The organism is Geomonas azotofigens, assembly GCF_018919395.1.
Taxonomy (GTDB): domain Bacteria; phylum Desulfobacterota; class Desulfuromonadia; order Geobacterales; family Geobacteraceae; genus Geomonas; species Geomonas azotofigens.
On the sequence record NZ_JAHLME010000001.1, the window covers coordinates 122,160 to 147,299 of the forward strand.

At 62.3% G+C, this 25,140-nt stretch carries 22 protein-coding genes; 9 read left to right on the plus strand and 13 right to left on the minus strand.

All coding sequences use genetic code 11. The features are described 5' to 3' along the window. Positions 1–113: 113 nt before the first annotated feature. The 3 genes from mtnA (at position 114) to ybgC (ending at position 4,906) form a co-directional block, all read left to right on the plus strand. Positions 114–1,154: an S-methyl-5-thioribose-1-phosphate isomerase gene (gene mtnA / locus KOL99_RS00565; protein ID WP_216508473.1), complete on the plus strand. Its 1,041-nt coding sequence runs from the start codon at positions 114–116 to the stop codon at positions 1,152–1,154. Next, positions 1,151–4,366 carry a bifunctional [glutamate--ammonia ligase]-adenylyl-L-tyrosine phosphorylase/[glutamate--ammonia-ligase] adenylyltransferase gene (gene glnE, locus KOL99_RS00570; protein ID WP_216508475.1) on the plus strand — a complete coding sequence of 1,072 codons (3,216 nt, stop codon included), beginning with the start codon at positions 1,151–1,153 and terminating at the stop codon, positions 4,364–4,366. Before mtnA ends, glnE begins: the two co-directional genes overlap by 4 nt. Positions 4,367–4,495: 129 nt before the next feature. Continuing rightward, on the plus strand, positions 4,496–4,906 hold the full coding sequence (gene ybgC, locus KOL99_RS00575) for a tol-pal system-associated acyl-CoA thioesterase (protein WP_216508477.1): 411 nt from the start codon (positions 4,496–4,498) through the stop codon (positions 4,904–4,906). A gap of 131 nt (positions 4,907–5,037) precedes the next feature. Here the strand turns inward: ybgC and lspA are convergent, their stop codons facing one another. Both lspA and ileS read right to left on the minus strand, forming a co-directional pair. Beyond that, positions 5,038–5,544 (minus strand): signal peptidase II, encoded by a 507-nt coding sequence (lspA, locus tag KOL99_RS00580; protein ID WP_216508479.1) that lies wholly within the window; start codon positions 5,542–5,544, stop codon positions 5,038–5,040. A 17-nt stretch (positions 5,545–5,561) separates the two neighbouring features. Then, positions 5,562–8,339: an isoleucine--tRNA ligase gene (gene ileS / locus KOL99_RS00585; protein WP_216508481.1), complete on the minus strand. Its 2,778-nt coding sequence runs from the start codon at positions 8,337–8,339 to the stop codon at positions 5,562–5,564. Positions 8,340–8,686: 347 nt separating this feature from the next. Here ileS and KOL99_RS00590 point away from each other — a divergent pair, with 347 nt between their 5' ends. Continuing rightward, a complete protein-coding gene (locus KOL99_RS00590; protein WP_216508483.1) occupies positions 8,687–10,504 on the plus strand; it encodes a KUP/HAK/KT family potassium transporter in 1,818 nt (605 codons plus the stop codon). A gap of 183 nt (positions 10,505–10,687) precedes the next feature. Here the strand turns inward: KOL99_RS00590 and KOL99_RS00595 are convergent, their stop codons facing one another. The 3 genes from KOL99_RS00595 to KOL99_RS00605 all read right to left on the minus strand — a co-directional run bounded on the left by KOL99_RS00595 (position 10,688) and on the right by KOL99_RS00605 (position 14,667). Continuing rightward, positions 10,688–11,029 (minus strand): hypothetical protein, encoded by a 342-nt coding sequence (locus KOL99_RS00595; RefSeq protein ID WP_216508485.1) that lies wholly within the window; start codon positions 11,027–11,029, stop codon positions 10,688–10,690. Between the two features lie 100 nt (positions 11,030–11,129). Further along, positions 11,130–11,909 carry an endonuclease/exonuclease/phosphatase family protein gene (locus KOL99_RS00600; RefSeq protein ID WP_216508487.1) on the minus strand — a complete coding sequence of 260 codons (780 nt, stop codon included), beginning with the start codon at positions 11,907–11,909 and terminating at the stop codon, positions 11,130–11,132. Positions 11,910–12,198: 289 nt separating this feature from the next. Then, positions 12,199–14,667, minus strand: coding sequence for a methyl-accepting chemotaxis protein (locus KOL99_RS00605; protein WP_216508489.1), 2,469 nt, complete (start codon positions 14,665–14,667; stop codon positions 12,199–12,201). 284 nt (positions 14,668–14,951) lie between these two features. Here KOL99_RS00605 and KOL99_RS00610 point away from each other — a divergent pair, with 284 nt between their 5' ends. Continuing rightward, the gene (locus tag KOL99_RS00610) at positions 14,952–16,181 is read left to right on the plus strand and encodes a bifunctional alpha/beta hydrolase/OsmC family protein (RefSeq protein WP_216508491.1); all 1,230 of its coding nucleotides are present in this window, start codon (positions 14,952–14,954) and stop codon (positions 16,179–16,181) included. 89 nt (positions 16,182–16,270) lie between these two features. After that, on the plus strand, positions 16,271–16,447 hold the full coding sequence (locus KOL99_RS00615; RefSeq protein ID WP_216508492.1) for a hypothetical protein: 177 nt from the start codon (positions 16,271–16,273) through the stop codon (positions 16,445–16,447). A 64-nt stretch (positions 16,448–16,511) separates the two neighbouring features. On the opposite strand, the gene KOL99_RS00620 is transcribed toward KOL99_RS00615, so the two are convergent. From KOL99_RS00620 to KOL99_RS00650, 7 genes are all read right to left on the minus strand, one after another. Then, positions 16,512–16,637, minus strand: coding sequence for a FeoB-associated Cys-rich membrane protein (locus KOL99_RS00620; RefSeq protein WP_216508494.1), 126 nt, complete (start codon positions 16,635–16,637; stop codon positions 16,512–16,514). Positions 16,638–16,639: 2 nt separating this feature from the next. Continuing rightward, positions 16,640–18,853 carry a ferrous iron transport protein B gene (gene feoB, locus KOL99_RS00625; protein ID WP_216508496.1) on the minus strand — a complete coding sequence of 738 codons (2,214 nt, stop codon included), beginning with the start codon at positions 18,851–18,853 and terminating at the stop codon, positions 16,640–16,642. Next, positions 18,850–19,077 (minus strand): FeoA family protein, encoded by a 228-nt coding sequence (locus KOL99_RS00630; RefSeq protein ID WP_216508498.1) that lies wholly within the window; start codon positions 19,075–19,077, stop codon positions 18,850–18,852. The genes feoB and KOL99_RS00630 overlap by 4 nt, the downstream gene beginning before the upstream one ends. A gap of 2 nt (positions 19,078–19,079) precedes the next feature. Continuing rightward, entirely contained in the window at positions 19,080–19,334 is a 255-nt protein-coding gene (locus KOL99_RS00635; RefSeq protein ID WP_216508500.1) for a FeoA family protein, read from the minus strand. A gap of 71 nt (positions 19,335–19,405) precedes the next feature. Next, positions 19,406–20,839 carry a carbohydrate porin gene (locus KOL99_RS00640; protein WP_216508502.1) on the minus strand — a complete coding sequence of 478 codons (1,434 nt, stop codon included), beginning with the start codon at positions 20,837–20,839 and terminating at the stop codon, positions 19,406–19,408. 234 nt (positions 20,840–21,073) lie between these two features. Then, entirely contained in the window at positions 21,074–21,523 is a 450-nt protein-coding gene (locus KOL99_RS00645; protein ID WP_216508504.1) for a Fur family transcriptional regulator, read from the minus strand. A 272-nt stretch (positions 21,524–21,795) separates the two neighbouring features. After that, entirely contained in the window at positions 21,796–22,245 is a 450-nt protein-coding gene (locus KOL99_RS00650) for a DNA-processing protein DprA (protein ID WP_216508506.1), read from the minus strand. A 316-nt stretch (positions 22,246–22,561) separates the two neighbouring features. Here KOL99_RS00650 and KOL99_RS00655 point away from each other — a divergent pair, with 316 nt between their 5' ends. Genes KOL99_RS00655 through KOL99_RS00665 form a run of 3 tightly spaced genes read left to right on the plus strand, consistent with a single transcriptional unit; the run spans position 22,562 to position 23,948 of the window. Then, complete coding sequence (locus KOL99_RS00655) at positions 22,562–23,008, plus strand: Hsp20/alpha crystallin family protein (protein WP_216508508.1); 447 nt, start codon at positions 22,562–22,564, stop codon at positions 23,006–23,008. Between the two features lie 30 nt (positions 23,009–23,038). Further along, the gene (locus tag KOL99_RS00660) at positions 23,039–23,437 is read left to right on the plus strand and encodes an Hsp20/alpha crystallin family protein (protein ID WP_216508509.1); all 399 of its coding nucleotides are present in this window, start codon (positions 23,039–23,041) and stop codon (positions 23,435–23,437) included. A gap of 28 nt (positions 23,438–23,465) precedes the next feature. After that, positions 23,466–23,948 (plus strand): Hsp20/alpha crystallin family protein, encoded by a 483-nt coding sequence (locus tag KOL99_RS00665; RefSeq protein ID WP_216508511.1) that lies wholly within the window; start codon positions 23,466–23,468, stop codon positions 23,946–23,948. Between the two features lie 89 nt (positions 23,949–24,037). On the opposite strand, the gene KOL99_RS00670 is transcribed toward KOL99_RS00665, so the two are convergent. Beyond that, entirely contained in the window at positions 24,038–25,036 is a 999-nt protein-coding gene (locus KOL99_RS00670; RefSeq protein ID WP_216508513.1) for a YhdH/YhfP family quinone oxidoreductase, read from the minus strand. Positions 25,037–25,140: the final 104 nt, after the last annotated feature.

A 25,140-nucleotide genomic window follows, 5' to 3' on the forward strand; every position in this document is an offset into this window, starting at 1 on the left:
ACAAATCAGGTGAAGTCTTTAAACCTGTTTTCCGGTTTACCTTTGCGTCTCTGCGCCTTTGCGTTAAAAATAGGCCTTTGAATTAACGAAGTAGAAGTTTAAAGAGGTGGACGATGTCCTTCAGAACCATAGAGTGGCGCGACAACAAGGTGATCATGATAGACCAGACCCGGCTCCCGGCCGAGGAGGTCTACAACGAGTACACGGACTTCCAGGGGGTCGCCGAGGCGATCCGCGGCATGGTGGTCCGCGGAGCCCCCGCCATCGGCATCGCCGCCGCCATGGGCGTCGCCCTGGGCGCCCGCGAGATCATCGCGGACAGCTTCGACACCTTCTACCGCCAGCTCGAGAACGTCTGCGACGTGCTCGGCCGCACCCGCCCCACCGCGGTCAACCTCTTCTGGGGACTGGAGCGCATGAAACGGGTGGCGCTGCAACACAAGGAGCTCGACCTCAACTCGATCCGCGAAATCCTCAAGGCGGAGGCGATCAGCATTGAGGCCGAAGACCTCGCCATCTGCAAGGAGATAGGCCGCCACGGCGCCGCCCTGGTCAAGGAGGGCGCCTCCATCCTCACCCACTGCAACGCCGGGGGGCTCGCCACCGCCGGCTACGGCACCGCGCTGGGCGTCATCCGCGGCGCGCACGAGGCGGGCAAGAACATCCGCGTCTTCGCCGACGAAACCCGCCCCTGGCTCCAGGGCGCCCGCCTCACCGCCTGGGAACTGATGAAAGACTCCATCCCGGTCACCCTCATCTCCGACAACATGGCCGGGTGGCTCATGAAGAGCGGGCAGATCGACTTCTGCGTGGTCGGCGCCGACCGCATCGCCGCCAACGGCGACACCGCCAACAAGATCGGCACCTACTCGGTCGCCGTCCTGGCCAAGGAGAACCGCATCCCGTTCTACGTGGCCGCACCGATCTCGACCCTGGACCTGAAACTCGCCAACGGCGACCAGATCCCCATCGAGGAGCGCAGCTCCGAAGAGGTCACCAAGGTCCAGGGTGTCAGCATCGCGCCCGAGGGGGTGAAGGTGAGAAACCCCGCCTTCGACGTGACCCCCGCCCGCTACATCACCGGCATCATCACCGAAAAAGGGGTGGTGCGCGGCGACTACGAGAGGGAGTTGAAGGCACTGGTCGGGCTATGAGGCGCCTCGCCGACCTGGCCGCGCTGCTTCTTTCCGCGCTCTCCGAGCCGGAAAAGGGGGACCTGTCCCACCAGCTGGAACAGGTCGGCTTCAGCTACGGCGCGCGCACGGTGGAAAACCTGAGGCTTCTTTCCGAAATGCTGCCGGGCGAGCGCCTGGTCGAACTGGCGCTCGCCGCACTCGCCACGCCGCTTCCGGACATGGCGCTGAACGGCTTCGAACGCATCAGCACCGTGGTGCCGCGCGACATCCTGCTGGAGATCTGCTCCCGCCGGGCGCTCAACATCCAGTTGATGAACATCTGCGGTTCCTCCCCCTTTCTCACCAACATCATCTGCCGCGACCCCTCGTACCTGCAGCGCCTCTTTATCGAGCGCGAGATCATGCAGCGCCGCGACGAGGCCGAGATGCTGCAGGCCCTGCGCGAGCGCGTCCCGCAGGGAACCGGCTACGCCGACCTCTTCTCCCATCTGCGCCGTTTCAAGTACGCCGAGATGCTGCGCATCGCCGCCCGCGACCTCAACGGCCTCGCCACCCTGGAGGAGGTCACCGGAGAACTTTCGTCGCTCGCCGCGGCCACCCTTCAGATTGCCTACGAGGCGGCCTTCGCCCAACTGGTGCAGGAACATGGCACACCGATGGAGCAGAGCGCCGACGGTCCGGTACAGGCGGAGTTCACCATCATCGGCATGGGCAAATTCGGCGGCCGGGAACTAAACTTCTCCTCCGACATCGACCTGATCTACTTCTACTCCTCCGACAAGGGGGAGAGTACCGGCATCCCGGACGGGCGCGGCGGGTTCAAGAGCAAGCTCTCCCTGCACGCCTTCTTCGTGAAGCTTGCGGAGATGGTGAGCCGCGCCATCTCCCAGGTGACCGAGGACGGCTTCGTGTTCCGCGTCGACATGGGGCTCCGGCCCGACGGCAAGGCCGGGGACCTCGCCAGCTCCATGCGCTCCGCCGAGGTCTACTACGAGGCGTGGGGCCAGTCCTGGGAGCGCGCCGCCATGATGAAGGCGCGCCCGGTCGCCGGTTCCATCGATCTGGGCGAGAGGATCCTGGCCGCGCTCACCCCGTTTATCTACCGCCGCTACCTCGATTACAACCTGATCGAGGACATGATGGCGATGAAAAAGAAGATCGACGCCTCCCTCGCCCGCAACCAGGAAGGGGAGGTCAACATCAAGCTCGGGCGCGGCGGCATCCGGGAGATCGAGTTCTTCATCCAGGCGCTGCAACTGGTCTATGCCGGCAAGAACCCACACCTGCGCGAGCGCAACTCCCTCAAAGCCCTGCAGACACTCCACCAGGCACGCATCATCAAGGAAGCCGACTGCTCCGCCCTCGCCGACGCCTACCGCTTCCTGCGCACCGTCGAGCACCGGATCCAGGTGGTGCAGGAGCGGCAGACGCATGCCCTCCCCCGTAAGGACGAGGAACTGCACGCGCTGGCCAGGCGCTGCGGCTACCTGAGAAAGGACGGCCTGCAGCGCTTCAGGGAGACCCTGGAAGGGCACCGGCGCGCCGTCTCCGCCATCTACGGCGACCTGTTCCTGTCCCGCGACGAGAAGATCAAGGAAGAGGTGCTTCCCGAGGTGCACTTCTTCTTCGACCACAACGCCGATCCCGATCTCATCAAGGACATGCTCGAGGAGCGCCATTTCGAGCACCCCGATGCCGCCTACGAGAACCTCCTGGTGCTGCGCGACGGCCCGGCCAAGGTGAACCTGACCGAACAGGGACGGCGCACCCTGGAGAAGATCGCCCCGCTCTTTCTGCAGGAGGTCTTCCACAGCCCCGACCCCGACCTGGCGCTGGCGAACCTGGAACGCTTCCTCTCCTCGCAGAGGACCCGTTCCTCGATCTACGCCCTTTTGGCCGAGAACCGCGACATCCTTAAACTCCTCACCTCCATGTTCGGCATGTCCGAGTTCCTCTCCAAGATCTTCATCGGCCACCCGGAACTGTTGGACAGCATGACCACGCGCGGCTACGCCTACCTGCAGAAGGAGCGCGCCACCATGGCCGAGGAACTAAATGGTTTCATCTCCCAGGCCGACGGCTTCGAAGAAGAGTTGGACGCCATGCGGGGCTATCGCCACGAGGAGTTCCTGCGCATCGGCATGAACGACATCTACGGCAAGATGAAACAGCCCGAGGTGGCGCAGCAGTTGACCGATCTCGCCGACGTGACCCTCGCCGCGGCCTGCTGCATTGCGACCGGCGAACTGGCCCGCTTCGGCCGCCCCATGGTGGCCGACGAGGACGGCAGCAAACACCAGGCCGCCTTCGCCATCGTGGCCATGGGAAAGTTGGGCGGCTTCGAGCTGAACTACCATTCCGACCTGGACGTCATCTACATCTACGACGGTCAGGGGTTCACCGACGGCGAGAAGAGCATCACCAACCGCGAGTACTTCGCGAAGCTCGGGCAGAAGATCATCCTGGTGCTGACCACCCAGACCCGCGAGGGGTACGCCTACAAGATCGACACCCGGCTGCGCCCCTCCGGCAACGCCGGGCCGCTGGTAACCTCCATCGAGGCCTTCGAGGCCTACCATGCCACCGAGGCGCAGATCTGGGAGCGCCAGGCGCTCACCAAAGCGCGGGTCACCTACGGCGATCCACGGCTCAAGGAAAAGGTGGAACAGGTCATCGAGCGGACGGTGTACGGCTCCAGCGCCGACGATAACGTGCGTAAGGAGATCCACCGGCTCAGGATGCGCATGGAGAACGAGCTCGCCAAGGAATCGACCGGCAGCTACAACATCAAGACCGGCCGCGGCGGCATGGTCGACGTCGAGTTCATCATCCAGTTCCTGCAGTTGAAGTACGGCTGCGAGCACCGCGAGATCCGCAATTCCAATTCCCTTGAGGCGATGGATGCCATGCGCATGGTCGGCATCATTTCCGAGCCCGATTTCCAGTCGCTCGCCGAAGGGTACCGTTTCCTGCGCCGCCTGGAGAACCGGTTGCGCATCATCCACGATTACTCGATGAACGACCTCGGCGGGCCGCTCAAGTACCTGAACAAGCTCGCCAGGCGGCTCGGCTACGACCCGATGCTGAAGAACCCGGGACAGGCGCTCATGGCCGATTACGAGCGGGTCACCGAGGCGGTGCGCGAGGTGTACGGCAGGATTTTGGGAGAGGCGGTCGGAGAGCAGGCGCTCACGGACCCGCAGCCAGGCGAAAAGGTCAAAGGCGGTTAACAGGGATACAGGGGATACAGGGGATATCTAAACCAGTCTTTTGGTTTTAGACCAAAATCCTTTATGCCTTAAAGCCTTTATCCCAGTTATCCCCTTTATCCCTGTAAATGACGTTTTTTGGAGGTTGCATTGGAAGTACGGATTTACTACGAAGACACCGACGCGGGCGGGGTGGTGTACCACTCCAACTACATAAGCTACATGGAAAGGGCGAGGACGGAATTCTTGAGGGGGCACGGCCTGTCGGTTCGCGAGATGCACGACATGGGGATCATCTTCCCCGTTGTCGCCATCGAGGCGAATTTCCGCGCACCGGCCCGTTTGGACGACCTCCTGGTGGTGCGCACCCAGATTGCGACGCTGAAGAACAGTTCGTTCACGGTGGCGCAGCAGGTGGTCAGGAAGGAGGACGGCAAGTTGCTGGTTGAGGCGAAGGTGACCCTGGCCTGCGTCAGCCCTGAGATGAAGGCGCGGCGCCTGCCCAACGAGATCAGGGAGTTGTTCACGAGGTTGTTGGAGGAGAGCCAGCAGGAAGGTTGATGAAGGAGGGGACTGGCTCCGTCAGGTGCCTGTCCCTTTAGCGGAACGCTTCTTCCAGCTCAGCCAGCTTCACCAAAAACAAAGGGGACAGGCACCTAGTGGAGCCAGTCCCCTTTTATCAAAGGAAACGTTCAGTGTGCGTCCTGAGTGGGCGGGTTCTTCTTTTCCCTGCGCTCCTCGAGCACCATGTCCACCGCCAGGATGAAGACACCGACGCAGATGGCGGAGTCGGCGATGTTGAAGGCGGGCCAGTGGTGCCCTTTCCAATGGACGTCGAGGAAGTCGATGACCTCGCCCAGGCGCACCCGGTCGATCATGTTGCCCAGGGCGCCGGAAAAGATCAGCGACAGGGAGGCGACGTTCCAGGTCTGGTCGTCCCGCATCTTGCTCACCGCCACCAGGATCACGATGACCGCGATGCTCGAGACCAGCAGGAAGAAGGGAAGCCGATAGCTCGAAGAGGCCAGGATACCGAAGGCGGCGCCCTTGTTGCGCAGATAGGTGATGTTGAAGAACCCCTCGATGACGGGATAGGAGCTGTGCAGGGTCATGCTCTTGTCGATGTAGACCTTGCTCCACTGGTCCAGGACCAGCACCAGCGCCGAGACCGCCGCGAGGATGGAGTATTTTGGTTTCATAGGGTCCCTGAAGTAGTTTATTTCACCGCAGCGAGGCATTTCGGGCAGATGCCGGGGTGCCCGGCGTCTTCACCCAGCTTCTCGCTGTAGCACCAGCAGCGCTCGCACTTCTCGCCGGGAGCCGCGCTGACCCCCACCTCGAGCCCGTCCACCCCTTCCGCGACGTAGACCTCGCCGGAAACCTCGCCGGCAAGCCCCGCCTTCGAGACGATGAAGATCTCGGCGAGCTGATCCGCATAATCCTTCAGGAGCGCCTCGGTCTCGCCGGACGCCTTGATGGCAACGGCGGCGTCGAGGGAGTGCCCGATCACCTTCTTGACGCGGGCGAGTTCGAGCGCCTTGGAAACCTCGGAGCGGATCTTGATGATCTTCTCCCAGCGCACGGCCAGCGCGTCGTCCTTGACCTCGGGGGTGAGGGCCGGGAAGAGCGCCAGGTGCACGCTCGTCTCGCGGGTGCCGGGCATCTCGGCCCAGACTTCCTCGGCGGTGAAGGAAAGTACCGGCGCCACCATGCGCACCAGGGCGTCGAGCACCTTGTACATCACGGTCTGCCCGCTTCTCCTGGCCAGAGAATCCTTTCTGGAGGTGTAGACGCGGTCCTTCAGGATATCGAGGTAGAAGGCGCTCATCTCGACGGTGCAGAAGCCGTTGACGGCGTGGTAGAGGATGTGGAACTCGCTGTCGGTGTAGGAGGCGAGCACCTTCTCCTTTAAAAGCTCCAGCTGGTGCATGGCCCAGCGGTCAAGCTCCGGCATCTCATTGAACGGGACACAGTCGGTGTCCGGGTTGAAGTCGTGGATGTTGCCCAGGATGTAGCGGCAGGTGTTCCTGATGCGGCGGTAGCTCTCGGAGAGCCTGGTCAGGATCTCCTGGGAGATGCGCAGGTCGTCGCGGTAGTCCTGCGCCGCCACCCAGAGGCGGAGCACGTCCCCGCCGAACTTCTTGATGACGTCCTCGGGAGCCACCACGTTGCCCACGGACTTGCTCATCTTGCGGCCGGCGCCGTCCATGACGAAGCCGTGGGTGAGCACGTTCTTGTACGGGGCGCGGCCGCGGGTGCCGACGCTGGCCAGAAGCGACGAGTGGAACCAGCCGCGGTGCTGGTCGCTCCCTTCCAGGTACATGTCGGCCGGCGAGCCCAGGTTGTCGCGCAGCTCGAGGACGGCGGCGTGCGAGGTGCCGGAGTCGAACCAGACGTCGAGGATGTCGCCTTCCTTCTCGAACTCGTTCTTGCCGCAGGAGGGGCAGGTGGTCCCTTCCGGCAGGAACCTGGCGGCATCCCAGTCGTACCAGATGTCGGAGGTGTGCTCGGCGAAGAGGTCGGCGACCTGGTGCATGATCTTGCCGTCGGCCATGACGTGGCCGCAGCTCTTGCAGTAGAAGGCGGCGATGGGCACGCCCCAGGAGCGCTGACGGGACACGCACCAGTCGGGGCGGTTCTCGATCATGCCGTAGATGCGCTCGCGGCCCCACTTAGGGATCCAGTTCACGTTGTTGATTTCGGTGAGAGCCTTGCCGCGCAGGTCGTTCTTCTCCATGGAGATGAACCACTGCTCGGTGGCGCGGAAGATGACCGGCTTCTTGCAGCGCCAGCAGTGCGGGTAGGAGTGGGAAATCTCCCTGGAGCCCAGGAGCGCGCCGACCTCGGTCAGCTTTTCGATCACGTTCTTGTTGGCGTCGAAGACGAACTGGCCGCCGAAGAACTCGATGTTCTCGTAGAAGCGGCCGCGGTTGTCGACCGGGTTGTAGATGTCGAGACCGGCCGCGAGGCCCAGCTCGTAGTCCTCCTGGCCGTGGCCGGGCGCGGTGTGGACGCAGCCGGTACCGGCTTCCAGGGTGACGTGCTCGCCCAGGAGGATGATGGAATCCTGGTCGTAGAACGGGTGGCGGGCCAGCTTCTTCTCGAGGATCTTGGAGGGGAACTTGGCCAGCACGGTCCCCTCGGCGCCGATCTCCTTGAGGAAGCTCTCCTTGAGGCCGTCGGCCACGATGACCACGTCGTCGCTATTGAGCGCGAGCGCCACGTAGTCGAGCTCAGGGTGCAGCGCGATGGCGAGGTTCGCCGGGAGGGTCCACGGGGTGGTGGTCCAGATCACCATGGACGGCTTCTTGCCGGCAAGTTCCGGTACCGCTCCGCCGAGCTCTTCCTTGAGCGGGAACTTCACGAACACGGACGGGGACTTGTGGTCGGCGTACTCGACCTCGGCCTCGGCCAGCGCCGTGCCGCAGGAGGAGCACCAGTGTACCGGCTTCTTACCCTTGTAGAGGCCGCCGTTCTCGGCGAAGCGGGCCAGTTCGCGGGCGGTAGCCCCCTCGTAGCTCGCATTCATGGTCAGGTACGGCTCGTCCCAGTCGCCGAAGATGCCCAGGCGCTCGAACTCGGCGCGCTGGATGGCGACGAACTTCGCTGCGTACTCGCGGCAGAGCTTGCGCATCTCCAGCTTCGAGATCTCGTGCTTCTTGGAACCGAGGTTCTTCTCCACCTGCAGCTCGATGGGGAGACCGTGGCAGTCCCACCCCGGCACGTAGGGGGCGGCGAAGCCTTCCATGCGCTTGCTCTTCAGCACGATGTCCTTGAGGATCTTGTTCAGCGCGTGACCGATATGGATGTGACCGTTGGCATAGGGAGGGCCGTCGTGCAGCACGTAGCGCGGCTTGTCCTTGCCGGCCTCCTCGATCTTTTTGTGTATGTCAACCTCTGCCCACCGCTTGAGCATCTCGGGCTCGCGCTGGGGGAGATTTCCCTTCATCGGGAAGTTGGTGATGGGGAGATTGAGAGTATCCTTGTAATCCATGTAAACGGCCTCCGCGCTGTCAGTTCAAGCCATGAGAGAAACGACTTAAGCTACAAGCAATAAGGAGGAATGTCAAGCGCAAACAAGGATTTCCGCCAGTTACAGGGCGAGTGGCGCTCGCGTGCCCGGACGCTCCTGGCACGCGCACGGAACAAAACGAGAGCTGACACTGTACCAAGCCGCGGCGGCGCAGTTCTTTATGTCAGTACACGCCGCGCTTGACCATGAGCGCTCCGAAACGGAGCGAGCCCAGACTTAGATACGCCAGCACATTGCGCGGTTTTTCTTGTCAGTGGTGCAGAGCGGTGATATAAGTTGCGCGCTGTTACCATCTGGAGGCGTACTCCATGCAGAAACACGAACAATCATATTGGGCTGGGGTAGTGAAATCGATGGGCCTGGTTTTCGGCGACATCGGCACGAGCCCCATCTATACCCTTACCGTCATCTTCGCCCTCACCAAGCCGACACCGGACAACATCTTCGGCATCCTGTCGTTGATCGTGTGGACCCTGTTCATCCTGGTCACCGTCGAGTACGCCTGGCTCGCCATGAGCCTCGGGCGCAAGGGGGAAGGGGGCACCATCGTCTTGAAGGAGATCCTGGTCCGCCTGCTCAAGGGGGGACGCTCCATGGGATTCATCGGCCTGCTCTCCTTCATCGGGGTCTCCCTGCTTTTGGGCGACGGCGTCATCACGCCGGCCATCTCCATACTCTCCGCCGTCGAGGGTCTTGAGCTGATACCGGCCACGGCGAACCTGTCGCAGGCAGGGGTGATCGCCATCGCAGCCACCATCGCCATCATCCTCTTCATCTTCCAATCCAAGGGAACCGACAAGGTGGCAGGCGCCTTCGGCCCTCTGATGGTGCTCTGGTTCTCGGCACTTACCGTCTCCGGCCTGATCGCCATCTCGGGCCACCCCGAGGTGCTCAAGTCGATCTCGCCCTGGTACGCCATCAAGTTCTTCCTCGACAACGGCATGTCCGCCTTCTTCGTCCTGTCCGAGGTCATCCTGTGCGCCACCGGGGGCGAGGCGCTCTACGCCGACATGGGACACCTGGGGAGAAAGCCGATCGTGCGGGCGTGGTACTTCGTCTTCGTCGCCCTGGTGATCAACTACCTGGGGCAGGGCGCCTTCCTGCTGGAGCACCAGCACGAGAAGAACACCCTATTCGGCATGATCCACGGGCAGGCCCCATACCTGTACATCCCCTTCCTGCTGCTCACCATCCTGGCCACCGTGATCGCCTCCCAGGCCCTGATCAGCGGCGTCTTCTCCATCATCTACCAGGGGATCACCACCAGGATCATGCCGCTCATGAAGGTGGACTACACCTCGAGCCACTTGAAATCCCAGATCTACATCGGCTCCGTGAACTGGACCCTCATGGTGGCGGTCATCTTCATCATGCTGCTCTTCGGCAAGTCGGAGAACCTGGCCGCCGCCTACGGCCTCGCCGTCACCGGCAGCATGACCATCACCGGGATCATGATGACCATGATCTTCGCCAACACCACCAAGAAGTGGAAGGTCCCCGTCGCCATCGCCGTGACCGTGGTCGACTTCGTGTTCCTGATCGCCAACCTGAACAAGCTGCCGCACGGCGGCTACTGGTCGCTCATCCTCGCGTCGATTCCCTTCCTGACCATCCTGCTCTGGACCAAGGGGCAGCGCGCCCTGTACCGGGCCCTCAAGCCGCTGGACGTGGAGACCTTCCTCCTCTCCTACGAGCAGATCTTCGCCAAGCAGCGCACCATTCCCGGGACGGGTCTCTTCTTCACCCGCGAGTGGGCGGTCGTGCCCCCCTACGTCGTGCACTGCATCATCCGCAGCAACATCATCTACGAGCGCAACGTCTTCATCTCCATCATCAGGACCGACGAGCCGTTCGGGGTCTCCTACAAGCTGACCGAGAACCGGGGCAGCGGCCTGGACTCCTTCGAGATCTTCGCCGGCTACATGGAAGTGATCGACATCGAGACGCTCCTGAACAAGAACAACATCCACGAGAAGGTCATCTTCTACGGCGTCGAGGACATCACCACCAACAACCCGATCTGGAAGGTGTTCAACGCCATCAAGAAGCTGAGCCCGAACTTCGTCCAGTTCAACCAGCTCCCCGCCAGCAAGCTGCAAGGGGTCTTGACCCGGGTGGAGATGTAGAGGACCGAACTGCAGAAAGGAAAAGGGCCGCCCCCACGATGGGAGCGGCCCTTTTTGGTAGGAGGGGGACTGGCTCCGCAAGGTGCCTGTCCCCTTTTGCTTGTGTAGGGTAGCTGGGCGGAATGGAGCGTTCGGCTAAAGGGACAGGCACCTTACGGAGCCAGTCCCTTCCGCTCATTGGCGCTAGACCGTATCCAGCAGGTGTCCCCATTCATCCTTCATCTGGATCCGGTGCAGGGCGTTCAAGCCGTTCACCTCGTAGAAGATCTTGTCCGCCTCCTCCTGCGAAAGCCCGACCTTGGGACGCACCCCCATCCAGTGACTGTAGTTGCCGGAGGGGCTCTCCAACGGGCGCGGCAGCGGCGGTCCCGGCTTGTACTTCTTCTCCACGAAGATCGCCGCCTCGTACTGGCGGCCGTGCTTCACCAGGCAGATTTCCAGCAAAGAACCCGTGTTCTGCAGCACGCGCTCGATGATAACTTCCTGAACTTCCATATCGTCCGGCATCTCCGTGTATTCGCTCATGGCTTCTCTCCGTTTTCCCCTCCGCGGGGCATCTGTTTGATCCTTCCCTCTCTTCGGCCGGGCCGGCCATGGACTTTAGGTTTTTTAGAAATTTTCGGTGCTACTTCACTGACGCCCCTTCTTGCTCGACGCAAGCCAGGCGCAGCTTTACGACCAGGGGCAGGTGGTCCGAGGCCACCTGGGTCAGCTTGGTGCGGGGAATCAGTTCGCTCTCCACCGCGAGGTCGGGCGAGATGAAGATATGGTCGAACCTGACTATGGGCATGTTGCTGGGAAAGGTGAACTGGGTATGCCCGAACTTGAGCCGATCCTGCTCGTCCTGCAAGGCGTTTCGCAGGCGTTTGTGGATGCTCCAACTGGGGAGGGCGTTGAAGTCGCCGCAAAGGACCACCGGCGGGCGGCAATCAGGATGGGCGAGCCACTCGGCGCCGGTCAGCACCTTGGCCTGGTAGTTGCGCTCCCGCGGGGTAAGCCCCAGGTGGGTGTTCACCAGTTGCAGTTTCGTCCCGTACACGTCGATCTCCACCCACATGACACCCCGCGGCACCATGGTCCGGTAACGGTTCTCCGGGTGCAGCCCCCCGGCCCGGACCAGCCGCATCGGGAACCGGCTGAAGACCACGTTGCCCCAGCGCTCCCGCTCCAGGTTGTAGTGCACGTCCCTTCGCACCACCAGCGCCAGTTCACGGGCGAGGTCCTGGCAGGCGCCGCCGATCTCGGGGCGAAAGCGCGCGCCGGGAAGCTCCTGGAGCGCCACGATGTCGGGCTGGTAGGTTTCGATGACCTGGGCTATGCGCGCGGCCGAGGTATGGCGGTCGCTGCCGGTCAGCCGGTGCACGTTGTAGGTCATGACGGTGAAGGTGCCATCGTTTTCGGACATGAAAGCCGCCCTTTCTGGTGCCGAGGGTGCCGGGAGGAAAAAACAACGACAGGAATTATACCGGGTTTTACCACCACTGCCGGATCGGAGTTGGCCGGAGGCACCGAAGGAGGGGACTGGCTCCGCCAGGTGCCTGTCCCCTTAGGGTTGCGGAGCGGAAATGGAGCGTTGCACTAGAGGGACTGGCACCTACACGGAGCCAGCCCTTCTGCTACGAGAGCAAAAAAAGGGGCGAATGATTATTCGCCCCTACGGGTGGAAACGGGATTGTGGTGCAGCAGCGGGAGCCTTACTCCTTGAAGGACGAGACGTCGAAGCGGTCGATCTCGTTTTGCAGGACCGTGATCTGGCCGGCCAGCGCCGAGGTGCTTTCGCCGAGCACCTTGACCGCACCCAGGTTGCTCTCGGTGGCGGACTTGATGCTCTCCACCGCCGGAAGGACCTGGTCGGCGCCCTTGCTCTGCTCGTCGCACGCCCTCTGGATGTGGCGGATCATCTCGGTGATGTTTTCGGTGGACTTGGCGATGAAGTTGCCGACGTTGCTCTGCTCGCGGGTGGAATTCTTCACCTGCTCGGTGAGCATCTTCATCTTCTCCACCGCGTTCAGAACCAGACTGCTCCCCTCACCCTGCTCGCGGGTGGAGATGGCGATCTGGCGCACCATGGTGGTCACCTTGTCGGTGGTTTCCCTGATCATGAGGCTGCCGCGCGCCTGCTCCGCGGTGGCGCGGGCGATGCCGTTGACCTGCTCGGTCGCCATCTGCACGCCCGCGACGATCTTCTCCAGGGCCTCGCCCGATTTCCGGGACAGTTCCTCGCCCTGGGCGATGTTCTGCTCCGCCTGGCTGATGGCGGCCACGGCGCGGTCGGTCTCGGCGAGGACGCCGTTGATCACGTCGGAGATCTTCCTGGTGGAGGCGCTGGTGCGTTCGGCGAGCTGCTTGATCTCGCCGGCCACGACCGCGAATCCCTTGCCGTGCTCGCCGGCCTGCGCGGCGATGATGGCGGCGTTCAGGGCCAGGAGGTTGGTCTGCTCGGCGACGTCGTCGATGACCGAGAGGATGGTGCCGATGTCGCCGGCGCGCTGCGACAGGGTGGCGATGACCTCGGAGGTGATGCGCGAGGAGTCCTTGATGGCGCTGATCCCGACGATGGTTGAGTCGACCGCGCTCTTGCCCACCTCCGCGTCCTGCTTGACCGCTTCGGAAATCCGCACCGTGTTCAGCGCGTTCTTCTCCACTTCCTTGATCGAGCTGTCCATCTCCACTATGGAGGAGGAGTTGATGCTGGCTTCCTCGAGGAGCAGGTCGGCGTTTCTCCCCACCTGCTTGATGGAGGCGGACATCTCGATGATGGCGGAGCCGACCTCGTCCACCTGCTGGGCCAGCGCCTCTGCGTTGAGCGCCACCTCCTCGACGCTGGAAGCCATCTCCAGTACCGACGAGGAGCTCTCCGACGCCGACTGCGACAGCCCCTCCACCGCCCGTGCCACCCCCTTGATCGAGGTGGTGATCTGGGTCATGGCGCTGGACGCCTCGTTGACCGAGGTGGATTGCTGCTCGGCGGCCCACATGACCGTGCTGGAAACCTGCACCAGGTTCTCCGAGACCGCGCCCAGCTCGTTGCTTGAGTGGCTCACCTGGCGCACCATCACGGCGAGCTTGTCCGTCATGTCGTTGAAGTCGGCGGCCATGGCCCCGACCTCGTCGCGGGTTTCCACCTCGAGGCGGCGGTTCAGGTCCCAGGTCGAGGTGACCGAGACGATATGCTCCTTGAGGGTGTGGAAGAGGTCGAGGCTCGGCTTGAGCGACAGGTAGAGGATGGTGACGGCGGCCAAAACGATGGAGATGAAGATCGCCATCTGGGCGGCCACCCCTTTCCACATGGTCATGAACAGCGGGCTGATCTCCTTGTGGGAGAACAGGATGCCCACGGTTTCGCCCGAGGCGTCCTTGACCGGGCTGATACCGACCAAGTACTTGCCGCCGTTATAGGAGACGATGGCGATGCGGGGCTCCTTGAGCCCCTCGGTCATCTCGGGACCGACCTTGGCGGCGAGGCCAAGGGCGACCGCCTTCTGGGTCGGGTAGAGGATCCGGAACGAATGCGCCGCCTCGCTCTTCAGGTCGGTGGACTTGCTCTTCAGGAATTCGTCGCTGAGAAAGAGGGTGACGTCGTTGCCGGTTATCTGCTTCATCTGCTGGAAGACGTGGTCGATCTCCTCGGCCACCTCCATGTAACCCAGCGCGTTGCCACGGTAGCTGACCGGCTTGACGCAGCGCAGCGAAAAGAAGTTCTTACCCATCTCCAGCCCCCAGGACACCTGCTTGGTGGACTGGGCCTTCAGGAAGGTCTCCCGCTTGAGGATGTCGCCATCCTGCTCCGGCTTGTGCGCCCGCAGCAGCACCTTGCCGTCAGGCTGGATGAAGTACATGTGGGTTATGTTGTTGTTCTGCTTGATCTCGCTGAAGATGGGCTTGGCGGCGGCGAGCAGCGCGTCCTTGTTGCCGGCGGCGAAGGGCGCCAGCAGCACGTCGAGCTTGTCCAGGCCGGCATGGGCACGGGCGAGCCCCTCGGCGTCGCCTTTCAGGATCGCCTCGAACAGCCGGCCGCTGTTGGCGGCTTCGTCCTTCAACCCCTCCCGCATCTGGTGCATCTGGTACTGGTAGGCGAACAGCCCCAGTATGGTGATGCTGGCGACACACAAGGCGACAACTGAAGCAACTATCCTCTTCTTGATGGACCAGTTTGCGAACATCTTCGTACTCCCCGCAATGGCATTACATGGCATAATAATACTTGCAAATGTTTTTATATAACCTATTTACCGAATTGAGAAAAGATATAAAGAACGGTGATAATGTGATTTAGATCCCATTATTCTAATTTATCGTAACATTGAAAGGGAAGGTCGCGACGTTTCACCTTCACAAGCTCTTTTCGGATCCCGAACAATTGACTTAACCGGCTCTAACATTATTATTGTGACTTGCATGAAGACTGATCCCGAGAACGGCCCAAGGGATCGGCAAGGAGCTCGCGATGAATACCAAGAGGATCACCTTCGTCAACGACAGCGGTTATCGGTTGGCGGCCCGGCTTGAGCTTCCCGACGACGAGCGGCCGGTCGCCTATGCCATCTTCGCCCACTGCTTCACCTGCTCGAAGAACATCAAGGCCGCCGTCAACATCACGCGTGCCATGAGCACCCGGCGCATCGCCGTGCTTCGCTTCGACTTCACGGGGCTTGGCGAGAGCGAGGGTGATTTCGCCGATACCACCTTCTCCTCCCAGGTGAGCGACCTGGTGGCGGCGGCGCGCTTCCTCGAGCGCGAGTACGAGGCGCCGCGGCTTTTGGTGGGGCACTCGCTGGGGGGCTCGGCGGTACTGGTCGCGGCCGGCGAGATCCCGTCGGCCACGGCGGTGGCCACCATCGCGGCTCCCTACAGCCCCTCCCACCTGCGCCGCCTGCTGGGGGAGTCGGCCGAGCAGGTCGAGCGGCAGGGAGAGGCGACGGTCAACCTCGGCGGCAGCGATTTCACCATCAGGAAAAACCTGCTCGATGACCTGGAAGCGCAGCGCCCGGCCGAGACGCTGGCCCACCTGCAGGGGGCGCTCCTGGTCCTGCATTCTCCCGCGGACACCATAGTGGAGATCGACAACGCGACCCAGATCTTCCAGGCGGCCCACCACCCCAAGAGCTTCATTTCCCTCGGGAGCGCCGACCATCTGCTGTCCGAGGCCGCCGACTCGCGCTACGCGGGAGAGGTGATCGCGGCCTGGGCCGCGCGCTACCTCGACATCGCCGAGCCCGAGCCCGCCGAGCCGCCGCGACTCGACGCCTCCGACAACCGGGTCACCGCCCGCACCGGCGCCGAAGGCTTCCGTACCGAGATCTTCGCCAACGGCTTCAGCCTGACGGCGGACGAGCCGGTCAGTTACGGCGGCAGCAACGAGGGGCCGTCCCCCTACGAGTTCCTCATGGCGGGACTTGCGGCCTGCACCTCCATGACCGTGCAGATGTACGCCCGGCGCAAGGGATGGCCGCTCGTGGACGCGCTGGTCCGACTCTCCCATCACAAGATCCACGCCGAGGACTGCCGCGACTGCGAGGCCCAGGACCGCCGCATCGACAGGTTCGTGCGGGAGCTGGAACTGATCGGCGAGCTCGACCAGGAACAGCGTGGGAAGCTCCTGGAGATCGCCGAAAAATGCCCGGTGCACCGCACCCTCACCAGCGAAATCCGGGTGGAAACCACGCTGAAGGAATAGCGGGCGGCCCAGTTTCCCCTCAAGGTGACGCGCTCTCCAACCGATAAGAGCCGGGTGCCCGAGGTAAAAGCCAGCAGGAGGTATCAGTCATGGATGTCGCAGCCATAGCAGCCAGCCAGGTAGCAGGCGCCGCGGCCCTCACCCAGCAGGCCGTCGCCATGCAACTGGTCAAAACCGCGGCCGAGGCCCAGATGCAGATGGCCAATATCCTGGCCCAGCAGGCGACGGCGATCAACCCGCCGCAGGGATTCTCCGTCTACGCCTGACCACGCGGTTGCCAGCAAAAAAATGGGCCGGGGGAAAACGCCCCCGGCCCTCTTCTTTGGCCTCTTATTTCTTGCAGCAACTCCCCCCCTCGCAGCCGCAGCACCCCTTCTTCCTCCAGAGCGTGGCGTACAGGATGTAGCAGGCTCCCGCAACGATGACAGCGGCGATGATCACGTCGGCAATTCCCATTTTCAACCTCCCAAGCCCAGGAGCTTCCCCCCCTGGTAGATGATGAGCGCGGCGGTCCAGGCCAGCGCCGTCTGGTACAGCAGGCCCACCCCGGCCCACTTCCAGGTGCCGAACTCCTGCCGCATCGCCGCGATGGCCACCACGCAGGGCATGTAGAGCAGCACGAAGGCCATGAAGGCGTAAGCGGTGAGCGGCGTGAAGGCTCCCTGGATGGCGAGGTTCAAGCCTCCCCGGTCCTCCTCCTTCTCTTCCGCCTGGGGCAGGTAGAGCAGGGTCTTCACCGCCTTGACGCAGGCCTCGCCAAAGGTGGTGGCCACCTCCTTGAGGTCTTCACGCAGGCTCGGAACTCCCTTCTTCTCATCCTTCTTGGGCGCGTAGATTTCGCCCATGGTCCCGACCACGATTTCCTTGGCGATAACCCCGGTGATCAGCGAGGAGGCGGCCTCCCAGTTCCCGAAGCCGACGGGCTCGAACACCGGCGCGATGGCGGCGCCGGCCTGCCCCAGGTAGGAATCGCGCTTGTGCTCGACGCCCCAGGGGAGGTTCAACATGAACCAGACCAGGACCGACACGGCGAAGATGTAGGTTCCGGCCTTGAACAGGAAGTGCTTCCCCTTCTCCCAGGTGTGCACGCAGAGGCTGTGCAGGCTCGGCATGCGATAAGGGGGAAGTTCCATGATGAACATGGGCGCCTCGCCGCGGAACAGCGTCCTCTTGAAGACGAGCCCCATCACCACGGCGAGCAGGATTCCCATCACGTACAGCGACCAGATCACGGTGCTGGAGTTCTTGGGGAAGAAGATGCCGACGAAGAGCACGTACACCGGCAGGCGCGCGCCGCACGACATGAGCGGCACGAGCAGCGCGGTCAGCACCTTGTCCTTCGGGTTCTCCAGCGTCCTCGTCGCGTAGATGCCGGGGACGTTGCAGCCGAAACCGAGCAGCATCGGGATGAACGACTTGCCGTGCAGGCCGATGGAGTGCATGGTGCGGTCCATGACGAAGGCGGCGCGGGCCATGTAGCCGCTCCCCTCCAGGAAGGTGATGAAGAACATCATGGCGAAGATCACCGGCACGAAGACCAGTACCGATCCCACCCCGGCGATCACCCCGTCGTTCACCAGAGACACGGTCCAGTCCGGTGCCCCGAGCGGGGTCAGGATGGCCGAGGCCCAGCGCTTGAAGGGGCCGTCGGTCATGGCGCCGATCCACTTGCCGAAGGGGGCGGAGAGGTCGAAGGTGAGCTTGAACAACAGCCACATGGCCGCCATGAAGATCGGGATCCCCAGGAAACGGTTCAGCACGATCTTGTCGATCTTCTCGGTGAGCTCGGTCTGACGCAGTTCCGGCTTTTGCAGCACCTCGCGCGTGAGACCGGAGGCGAGCGAGTAGCGGGCGTCGGCCATGATGGACTCCACGTCCTCGCCGTGCGCCCTCCTCAGGTGGTGCAGCGCCTGGTCCAGGAAGGCGAGGTTGTCCAGGCCCAGCTCCTTCATCACGTGGCTGTCCTGCTCCATCAGCTTCAGGAGCAGCCAGCGCTGCGGGTAGCGCTGCAACAACGCGGGGTAGCTGATCTGGAAGGTCTTGGCCAGGTAGTCGGAGGCGAGCTCGATGTCCTCGCCGTAATTGAGCCTCTTGGGAACCCGCAGGTTCGGCGCATCCACCACGTGCAGCACCGTTCCCAGGAGTTCGTCAAGGCCGGTCTTCTTGGTGGCCGAGGTGGGCACCACGGCTATGCCCAGCATCTGCTGAATGCCGGCCGTGTCGATCCGGTATCCCTTCTCCTGGGCCTCGTCGTAGATGTTGAGCGCCATCACCACCGGGATGCCCAGCTCCATGACCTGGACGGTGAGGTAGAGGTTGCGCTCCAGGTTGGTGGCGTCGACCACGTTGATGATCAGGTCCGGGCGCTGGTGCACCAGGTAATCCCGCGCCACGATCTCCTCCTGCGAGTAGGGAGAGAGCGAGTAGGTGCCGGGAAGGTCCACCAGCCGGATCTTCCTGCCGCCGAAGTCGAAGAGGGCCTCTTTCTTTTCCACCGTCACCCCGGCCCAGTTGCCCACGTGGAGCCTGGTACCGGCGATGGCGTTGATCAGGGTCGATTTGCCGGAGTTGGGATTGCCCGCCACCGCCACCGTGATGACGCGCGCCTCGGCGCTCTGCCCGGACACCTCGCCTTGCACTTCCTCGTCCTTCAATTTCAGCTGCGTACTCATCCTGCCACCTCCACCGCGATACCTTCGGCTTCCTTCTTCCTGAGCGAGAGGTTGTAGCTCTTGATGCTCACCTCGATGGGATCGCCCAACGGCGCCACCTTGAGCACCTTGACGTCCTCGCCCACCAGCACCCCCATATCCATGAGGCGCCTTTTCAGCGGTCCGATCGATCCGATGGAGGTGATCTTCCCCTGCTGCCCCGGTTTAAGCTTTGCCAGATTCATCATTATCTCCTCACCATGATTTTCATCGCCATGCGGCGGGCCAGGGCGATCCTCGCCTCGTCCACCCTGAGCAGGATGGTGCTGCCGCCGTTGGTCAGCATTTCAACGTGTTTGCCGATGCGCAGTCCCATCTCCTCGACCCGGACCAGGCTCTTTTCCTGTTCGGCGCTGCCGGCGCCGCCCGCCTCCCCCTTGGCGAACGCGATCTCGACGATCTCGCCATTTTCTCCCGCACTTAAAAGTCCCAGAGGTATCATTTGTGCTCCTTTACGTGTTTTCGTACCATCCCGCGGCGCATCGTCGGCGCCACCCTCTTGGTTTCGCCTCTCTAGAAGCTGATCTTCGCGCGCAGGGCGAGCGCCAGCACGTTTTCGTTGCCGCGCAGGCCGGCGGGGTTGACCAGGTACTGCGCCACCGGCGAGATCTCGATCTGGTCGCTCACCTTGTACTTGTAGTAGACCTCGGCAAGCTTCTCCTGGGCGTCGGCCACGGCCCGGGCCGCCTGCACCTGCCCGTAGGCGAAGCCCGCGACGTCGTCCTTGCGACCGGCGATGAGCCCTTGGTACTGGCCGCCGGCACTCCAGGCGCGCGTTGCCGCGTAGACATCCTTGTCACGTTGGCCGTAGCGTGCGAAGAGGGTGAGCTTGTCGGTGATCTGTTGATCGAAGCTGACGCCCAGGGTGTACGCGTTTTTGGCGACCAGCTTGCCGGTCCCGTCTGCCGGTGCGCCGTCGAAGGCGCCGTAGATCCGGTAGTTCCCCTCCAGTTCGCCGACTTTGTGCTTGTAGTCCAGCTCGGCGATGCCGAAGCCGTGGTCGAAGATATTGGCGCTGTCCGAGCTGTCCGAGCTGTTGGCGTCGCCGCTGCCGTAACCGATGCCGAAGGTGAGCGGCTCCGCGAGTTTCGCCTGGATGCGCGCGCCCGGGCCGTTGGCCGGGAAGGGAAGGACGGCGGAATGAACGAAGGCGCCGGAGAGGAACTGGCTGTTCTCGTCACCCGCTACTGCGTTGCTGTCGAAGTAGTTGGAGAGATCGACCTTGCCGGCGGTAAAGAGCAGGCGGTCGTTCAGGGCGGAGTGTTCGATCCACGCCTCGCGGAAGCGGACCCGGTCCCCGGTGGAGCCGGCCACGCCGTTCAGCCCGGAAAAGGAGGTGCGTTTGGCGTCGATGCCGTCGCCACCGGTTGCCTCGACGTCGATGACCGCTATGGTGTTGTCACCCACCTTGAAGTTGAACACGAGGTCGGCCCGCCCGACGACGTCGGTGGAATCCTTGGGCTTGTTACCGCTTGTGCCCTGCAGGACACCCACCATGCCGCCGGAAAGGGAGATGTTCTTGGTCAGGGCGGTGAACCTGGTACCGAGATCCTCGTGACGCGACTGAAAAGTCCTCGTCCCCACCAGGAGCATCTCCGCACGCAGTTCCTCCTTGAGGTCACTCAAGAGCACCAGGTCCTCCTTGTCCACCGCCTGGTTCCCTTCCTTGACCACCTTCTCCGCCATCTTCTCGGTGAGAAGATGCACCGCCAGCGCCACGTCCATGCGGGAGCACTGCGCCTTTCCTTCCCTGAACTCCTTGGAGAAGAGCCCCTCCACCTGGTACTTGTTGCCCAACCGCATGATCTCCTGGCAAGCCTTGACCTTGCACTCGACCTGCTCCGGCACCACCAGTTCGGGATGCAGAGCGAACGCCGCTCCGGAAGACAGGAAAAGGTTCCCCAACAGGAACATTCCGGTGACGGTAATCTTCTTCACTTTGAACATACGATCTCCTCTTTTTCTCTACGGTGATTGCGCCAGCCGTTGTAAGTAATCTGGGTAAGTTGCTGTTTCTGCGACTGGGTGTTTGGACCGTGTGGGCTTTCTGTCGCCATCAAGCAAAATTGAATACCAATTTCATTGAGTGAAGAAAAAAAACACTACTCCCTTGAGCGGCCGCAGAGTCTGACCGACACTGTTGCGCCGCGACTTTTGTCAGAAGATATGGTGTTGGAGATGTCAGCCTTGCTGTGCCTTGCAGTGGTTGCACACGCCGCGCAACTCGATCTTCAGCGATTGAATGCTGAATCCCATGCTGCCTGCAACTTCAGCCTGGAACTGTTCGACGGTGCTGTTGTCGAATTCAGTGACGGTGCCGCAGTCGATGCATACCAGGTAGTCGCGGCGCTTCCCCCCACTGGCAACTTCATAGCGGGTGAGCCCGTCTCCCCGGTTGATTTCCCGGGCTACTCCGGCGGCGGCAAAGAGCCGTAGCGCACGGTAGACGGTGGCATGACCGATAGTGGGATGCTTGCCCCGCAGGAGCAGGTACAACTCGTCGATATGGGTGGAGCGGTCAAGGTCGAGAAACGCGTCCAGGATAAGGTTGCGTTGCAGCGTCCCCTTGAGCCCTTTCTTGGAGAGAAAATGGTTAAACTGCTCTTTCACCTTCTGATTCGCTTGGGTCACACATGCCTCTGTGGTACCGGAGGGAGCCCTCCTGAATTTACATACAATGACATTCACTTTCAGGCCATCAACATGGCAATACACATACAGAAGCGCGATGGGTATAGAGTTCCCCCCGGCGGCACTTCTCCGGCTAAGCACTTGATTGACTGAGGTGTTGAGGCGGTCAACTGGATAATGCTGTGGCTGGTTTTGAAAGTTGATTTCGTTTATAGAGAAGGGGACGCGGATTGTCAATATTTTTATTTTTAGAATTTACCTAGCCAATGCTTTCACAGCAGAACGAGTTTGGTGCCGCAGTCTGAGCAAAGCCGCTCCAGGCTCCCTCCTGGGGAGACATGCGCTATGACAATGCTGTCGGCAAGGTCAATCATCATCTTGTTGCGCTGATAGCACTTCGACTCGCAGGGATGGCTCACACTCTTGGCGTAGCGCGAGATCACCAGCAGGCGTCCTGCCGTCAGGTGCCGCTCCCAAGCCGGGTCCAGCCGGTTGAGCCCCTGGGCCAAGGCGATGATGACGGGCTGGTTTCCCTGCAATAGTCGGCACAGCACCTCTTTCTCGATGGGAGAGTGATAGCCCGAGATGACGCAATTGCCAGCCAGCCGCTGCGCGTCGGCCCAGTGGTACGCCTTTTCCGCCGCCTCCTGGGGAAACTTGCGGGAACACAGAAACGCCACCTTGCGCAGGTCGAGTAAAGCCTCGTTGCCGATCGAATGCATGCGTCACCCCCTTGGCATGATGGCAAAGTATATCCGGCCACTTCCATCCGGCCAGAGGCGTGGTACACTTCTGCGTTTATTAAAATAAACAAATGCAAACAGCGCTACCGCCAGGGAGGATGACATGGGTATATTGGACGATGTCGCCGGCAAGGCGCGCGGCATGGCCGGCGGCCACCTGCCGCCGGTCGACAGTGAGCACCCCGCCTCAACCAGCCGTAAAATCCCCCTTTTTTCTTGTTGCCCCCCCTTGACAGCGCGAAAACGATGATTACCTTACGCTCAGGAAATGACTCACCGAAAGGAGGTACATGACATGGCAAGTTGGGATGTTTTCAGAGAATTGGACAACCTGAGAAGAGAGATCGACGAAGCCTTCCGCGGTGCGGGAGTTAGCCGCCCCTTCGGACCGACGTTCCTCTCGCCGGTGACCACCCGCCGTTTCCCGATGGTCAACTTCAGCGAGGACGAAGGCAACGTCTACGTCGAAGCCCTGATCCCCGGGGTGGACCCCAAGGACGTCGACCTCTCGGTGCTCAGGAACACCCTGACCATCAGCGGCGAACGCAAGCCCTTCCCCGAGATGAAGGGGATCGTGCACCGCACCGAGCTCGGCTCCGGAAAATTCAGCCGCACCCTCGAGCTCCCGGTCGACATCGATGCCAACAGGATCACCGCCCAGTGCAAGGACGGCATCATGACCATAACCATGGCCAAGGCGGAACACGCCAAGCCGAAACGGATCGAAATCAAGCTTTCCTAAGCGAATCCATGGAGAGAGGAGGTTATCGATATGGCACCCAACAGCTTGACCGAAAGAAACGACGAGATGAACGTTCAGCCCCGTGAAGAGACACGGTCGAACGAGAGGTTCATACGCCCGGCAGTGAACATCATTGAAACCGAGGAAGGTCTTTTCGTGACCGCGGACCTCCCGGGCGCAGGCAAAGAGAGCATCGACGTCAACGTGGAGAAGGGGGTGCTGACCATCAGCGCGCCCGCCTCCCACAGCATCGCCGGCACCCCGGTCTACCGCGAATTCGAACTGGGCAGCTACTTCCGCCAGTTCACCATTCCGGAGAGCCTCGACCACGACAAGGCCAAGGCCGATTTCGCCAACGGCATCCTCACCCTGCGCATCCCGAAGGCCGAGATCGCGAAACCGCGGCGTATCGAGGTACAGGTGAGCTGAGGACGTTTCGACAGGAGGTGAGTGAGGGATGGCAACCCTGGTACCTGAGAAGTGGCGTGAAGCCCTTGAACATGTACAGGACAAGGTGGGCACCCTGCTGAACAACCTGGTGCCCGCAAAGAGAGAGGAACGGACGCTGGAGAACCTCACCGCAGACGCCATTCCGGCGTTCATGCAGCGCGGCGGTCCGCTGGTCGACATGCACGAAACGGCAGAGGAACTGGTGATCCGGGCGGAAGTCCCCGGGATGAATAAGGAAGACTTCAAGGTGGAGTTGGTCGACCGGCGCCTGACCATCCGGGGCGAAAAGAAGATCGTGCGCGAGGAGAAGGGAAGCGCGGGAGGGTTCCTCTCCGAGTGCCGCTACGGCAGCTTCTCCCGCAGCGTGACGCTGCCGTATCCGGTGGATGAAGAAAAGATCAAGGCGGACCTGAAGCACGGGGTCCTCACCATCCGGCTCCCCAAGCCGGAACAGCATCGCGGCACCGGGCACCGCATCCCGATTTCCTGAGCCGCCCCCGCCGCGCCCCCAGATAAAAAGGCCGGTCCATAACGGACTGGCCTTTTCTTTTCATCGCTTTGCCACCCCACGAGGCCAGCTCACAACTGCACCAGGACCCTCCCCCGGATCCCCCCCTGCAGGATGCGGCCGATCCTCTCCTCCAGCCCCTCCAGTGTCACCTCGGTCGCCATCCGGTCCAGAAGTGCGGGGCGCCAGGGGCCCGCGAGCCGCTGCCATACCTCCAGCCGGGTGGCGCTCGGGCAGCGCGAGGAGTCTATACCGACCAGGGTCACGGCGCGCAGGATGAAGGGATGGACGTTAACCGGGAGATCAGCCGACCCCACCAGACCGCAGCAGGTGACGGTCCCACCGTAACGGGTTGATTTCAGCACGGCGGCGAGGGTCTCGCCGCCGACCACGTCGACCGCCCCCGCCCAACGCTCCTTCATCAGGGCCCGCTCCCCTCCCGCGGTAACCTCCTCCCGGGAAATCACCTCCGCCGCCCCCATCTCCGTCAGGAAGGGAGCGTCCCCCATCTTCCCCGTGGCGGCGACCACCCGGTAGCCCGCTTTGGCCAGGATGCTGACGGCCAGGGTCCCGACGCCGCCGGTTGCGCCGGTGACCAGGATATCGCCGCTTTCCGGCCTTACCCCCGCCCGCTCCAGCTTCAACACCGAGAGCCCGGCGGTGAAACCGGCCGTCCCCAGGATCATGCTCTCCCGCAAGGAGAGCCCGGCCGGAAGCGGTACCCCCCATGACGAGGGGACGCGGATGTACTCGCCCCACCCTCCGTCGGTTTCCATGCCGAGGTCGTGTCCGGTAACCACCACCTGGTCGCCCGGCGCGAAGCTGCCGTCGCTGCAGGAAACGACCTCTCCGGCGGCATCGATGCCCGGTGTATGCGGAAACTGCCTGGTTACGCCGGGATGCCCGGTGGCGGAGAGGGCGTCCTTGTAGTTGAGCGAGGAATAGCGCACCCGCACTAAAAGCTCACCCGCATCCAGTTCGTCGATGGCGCGCTCTTTAATGCTCCTGGTGAAGGTCTGGTCCTCCCCCTTCTCCACGACCAGTGCCTTGAAGCTGGTTCTCGTTTCCATGACATTCTCCGTGCAGTTTGTCTGTGTGTGATTGAACCGACACAAGGATGATAGCGGTTGGCAAAGAGAGGTCAAGCACAGCAGGATACTTGTGACCGCCACGG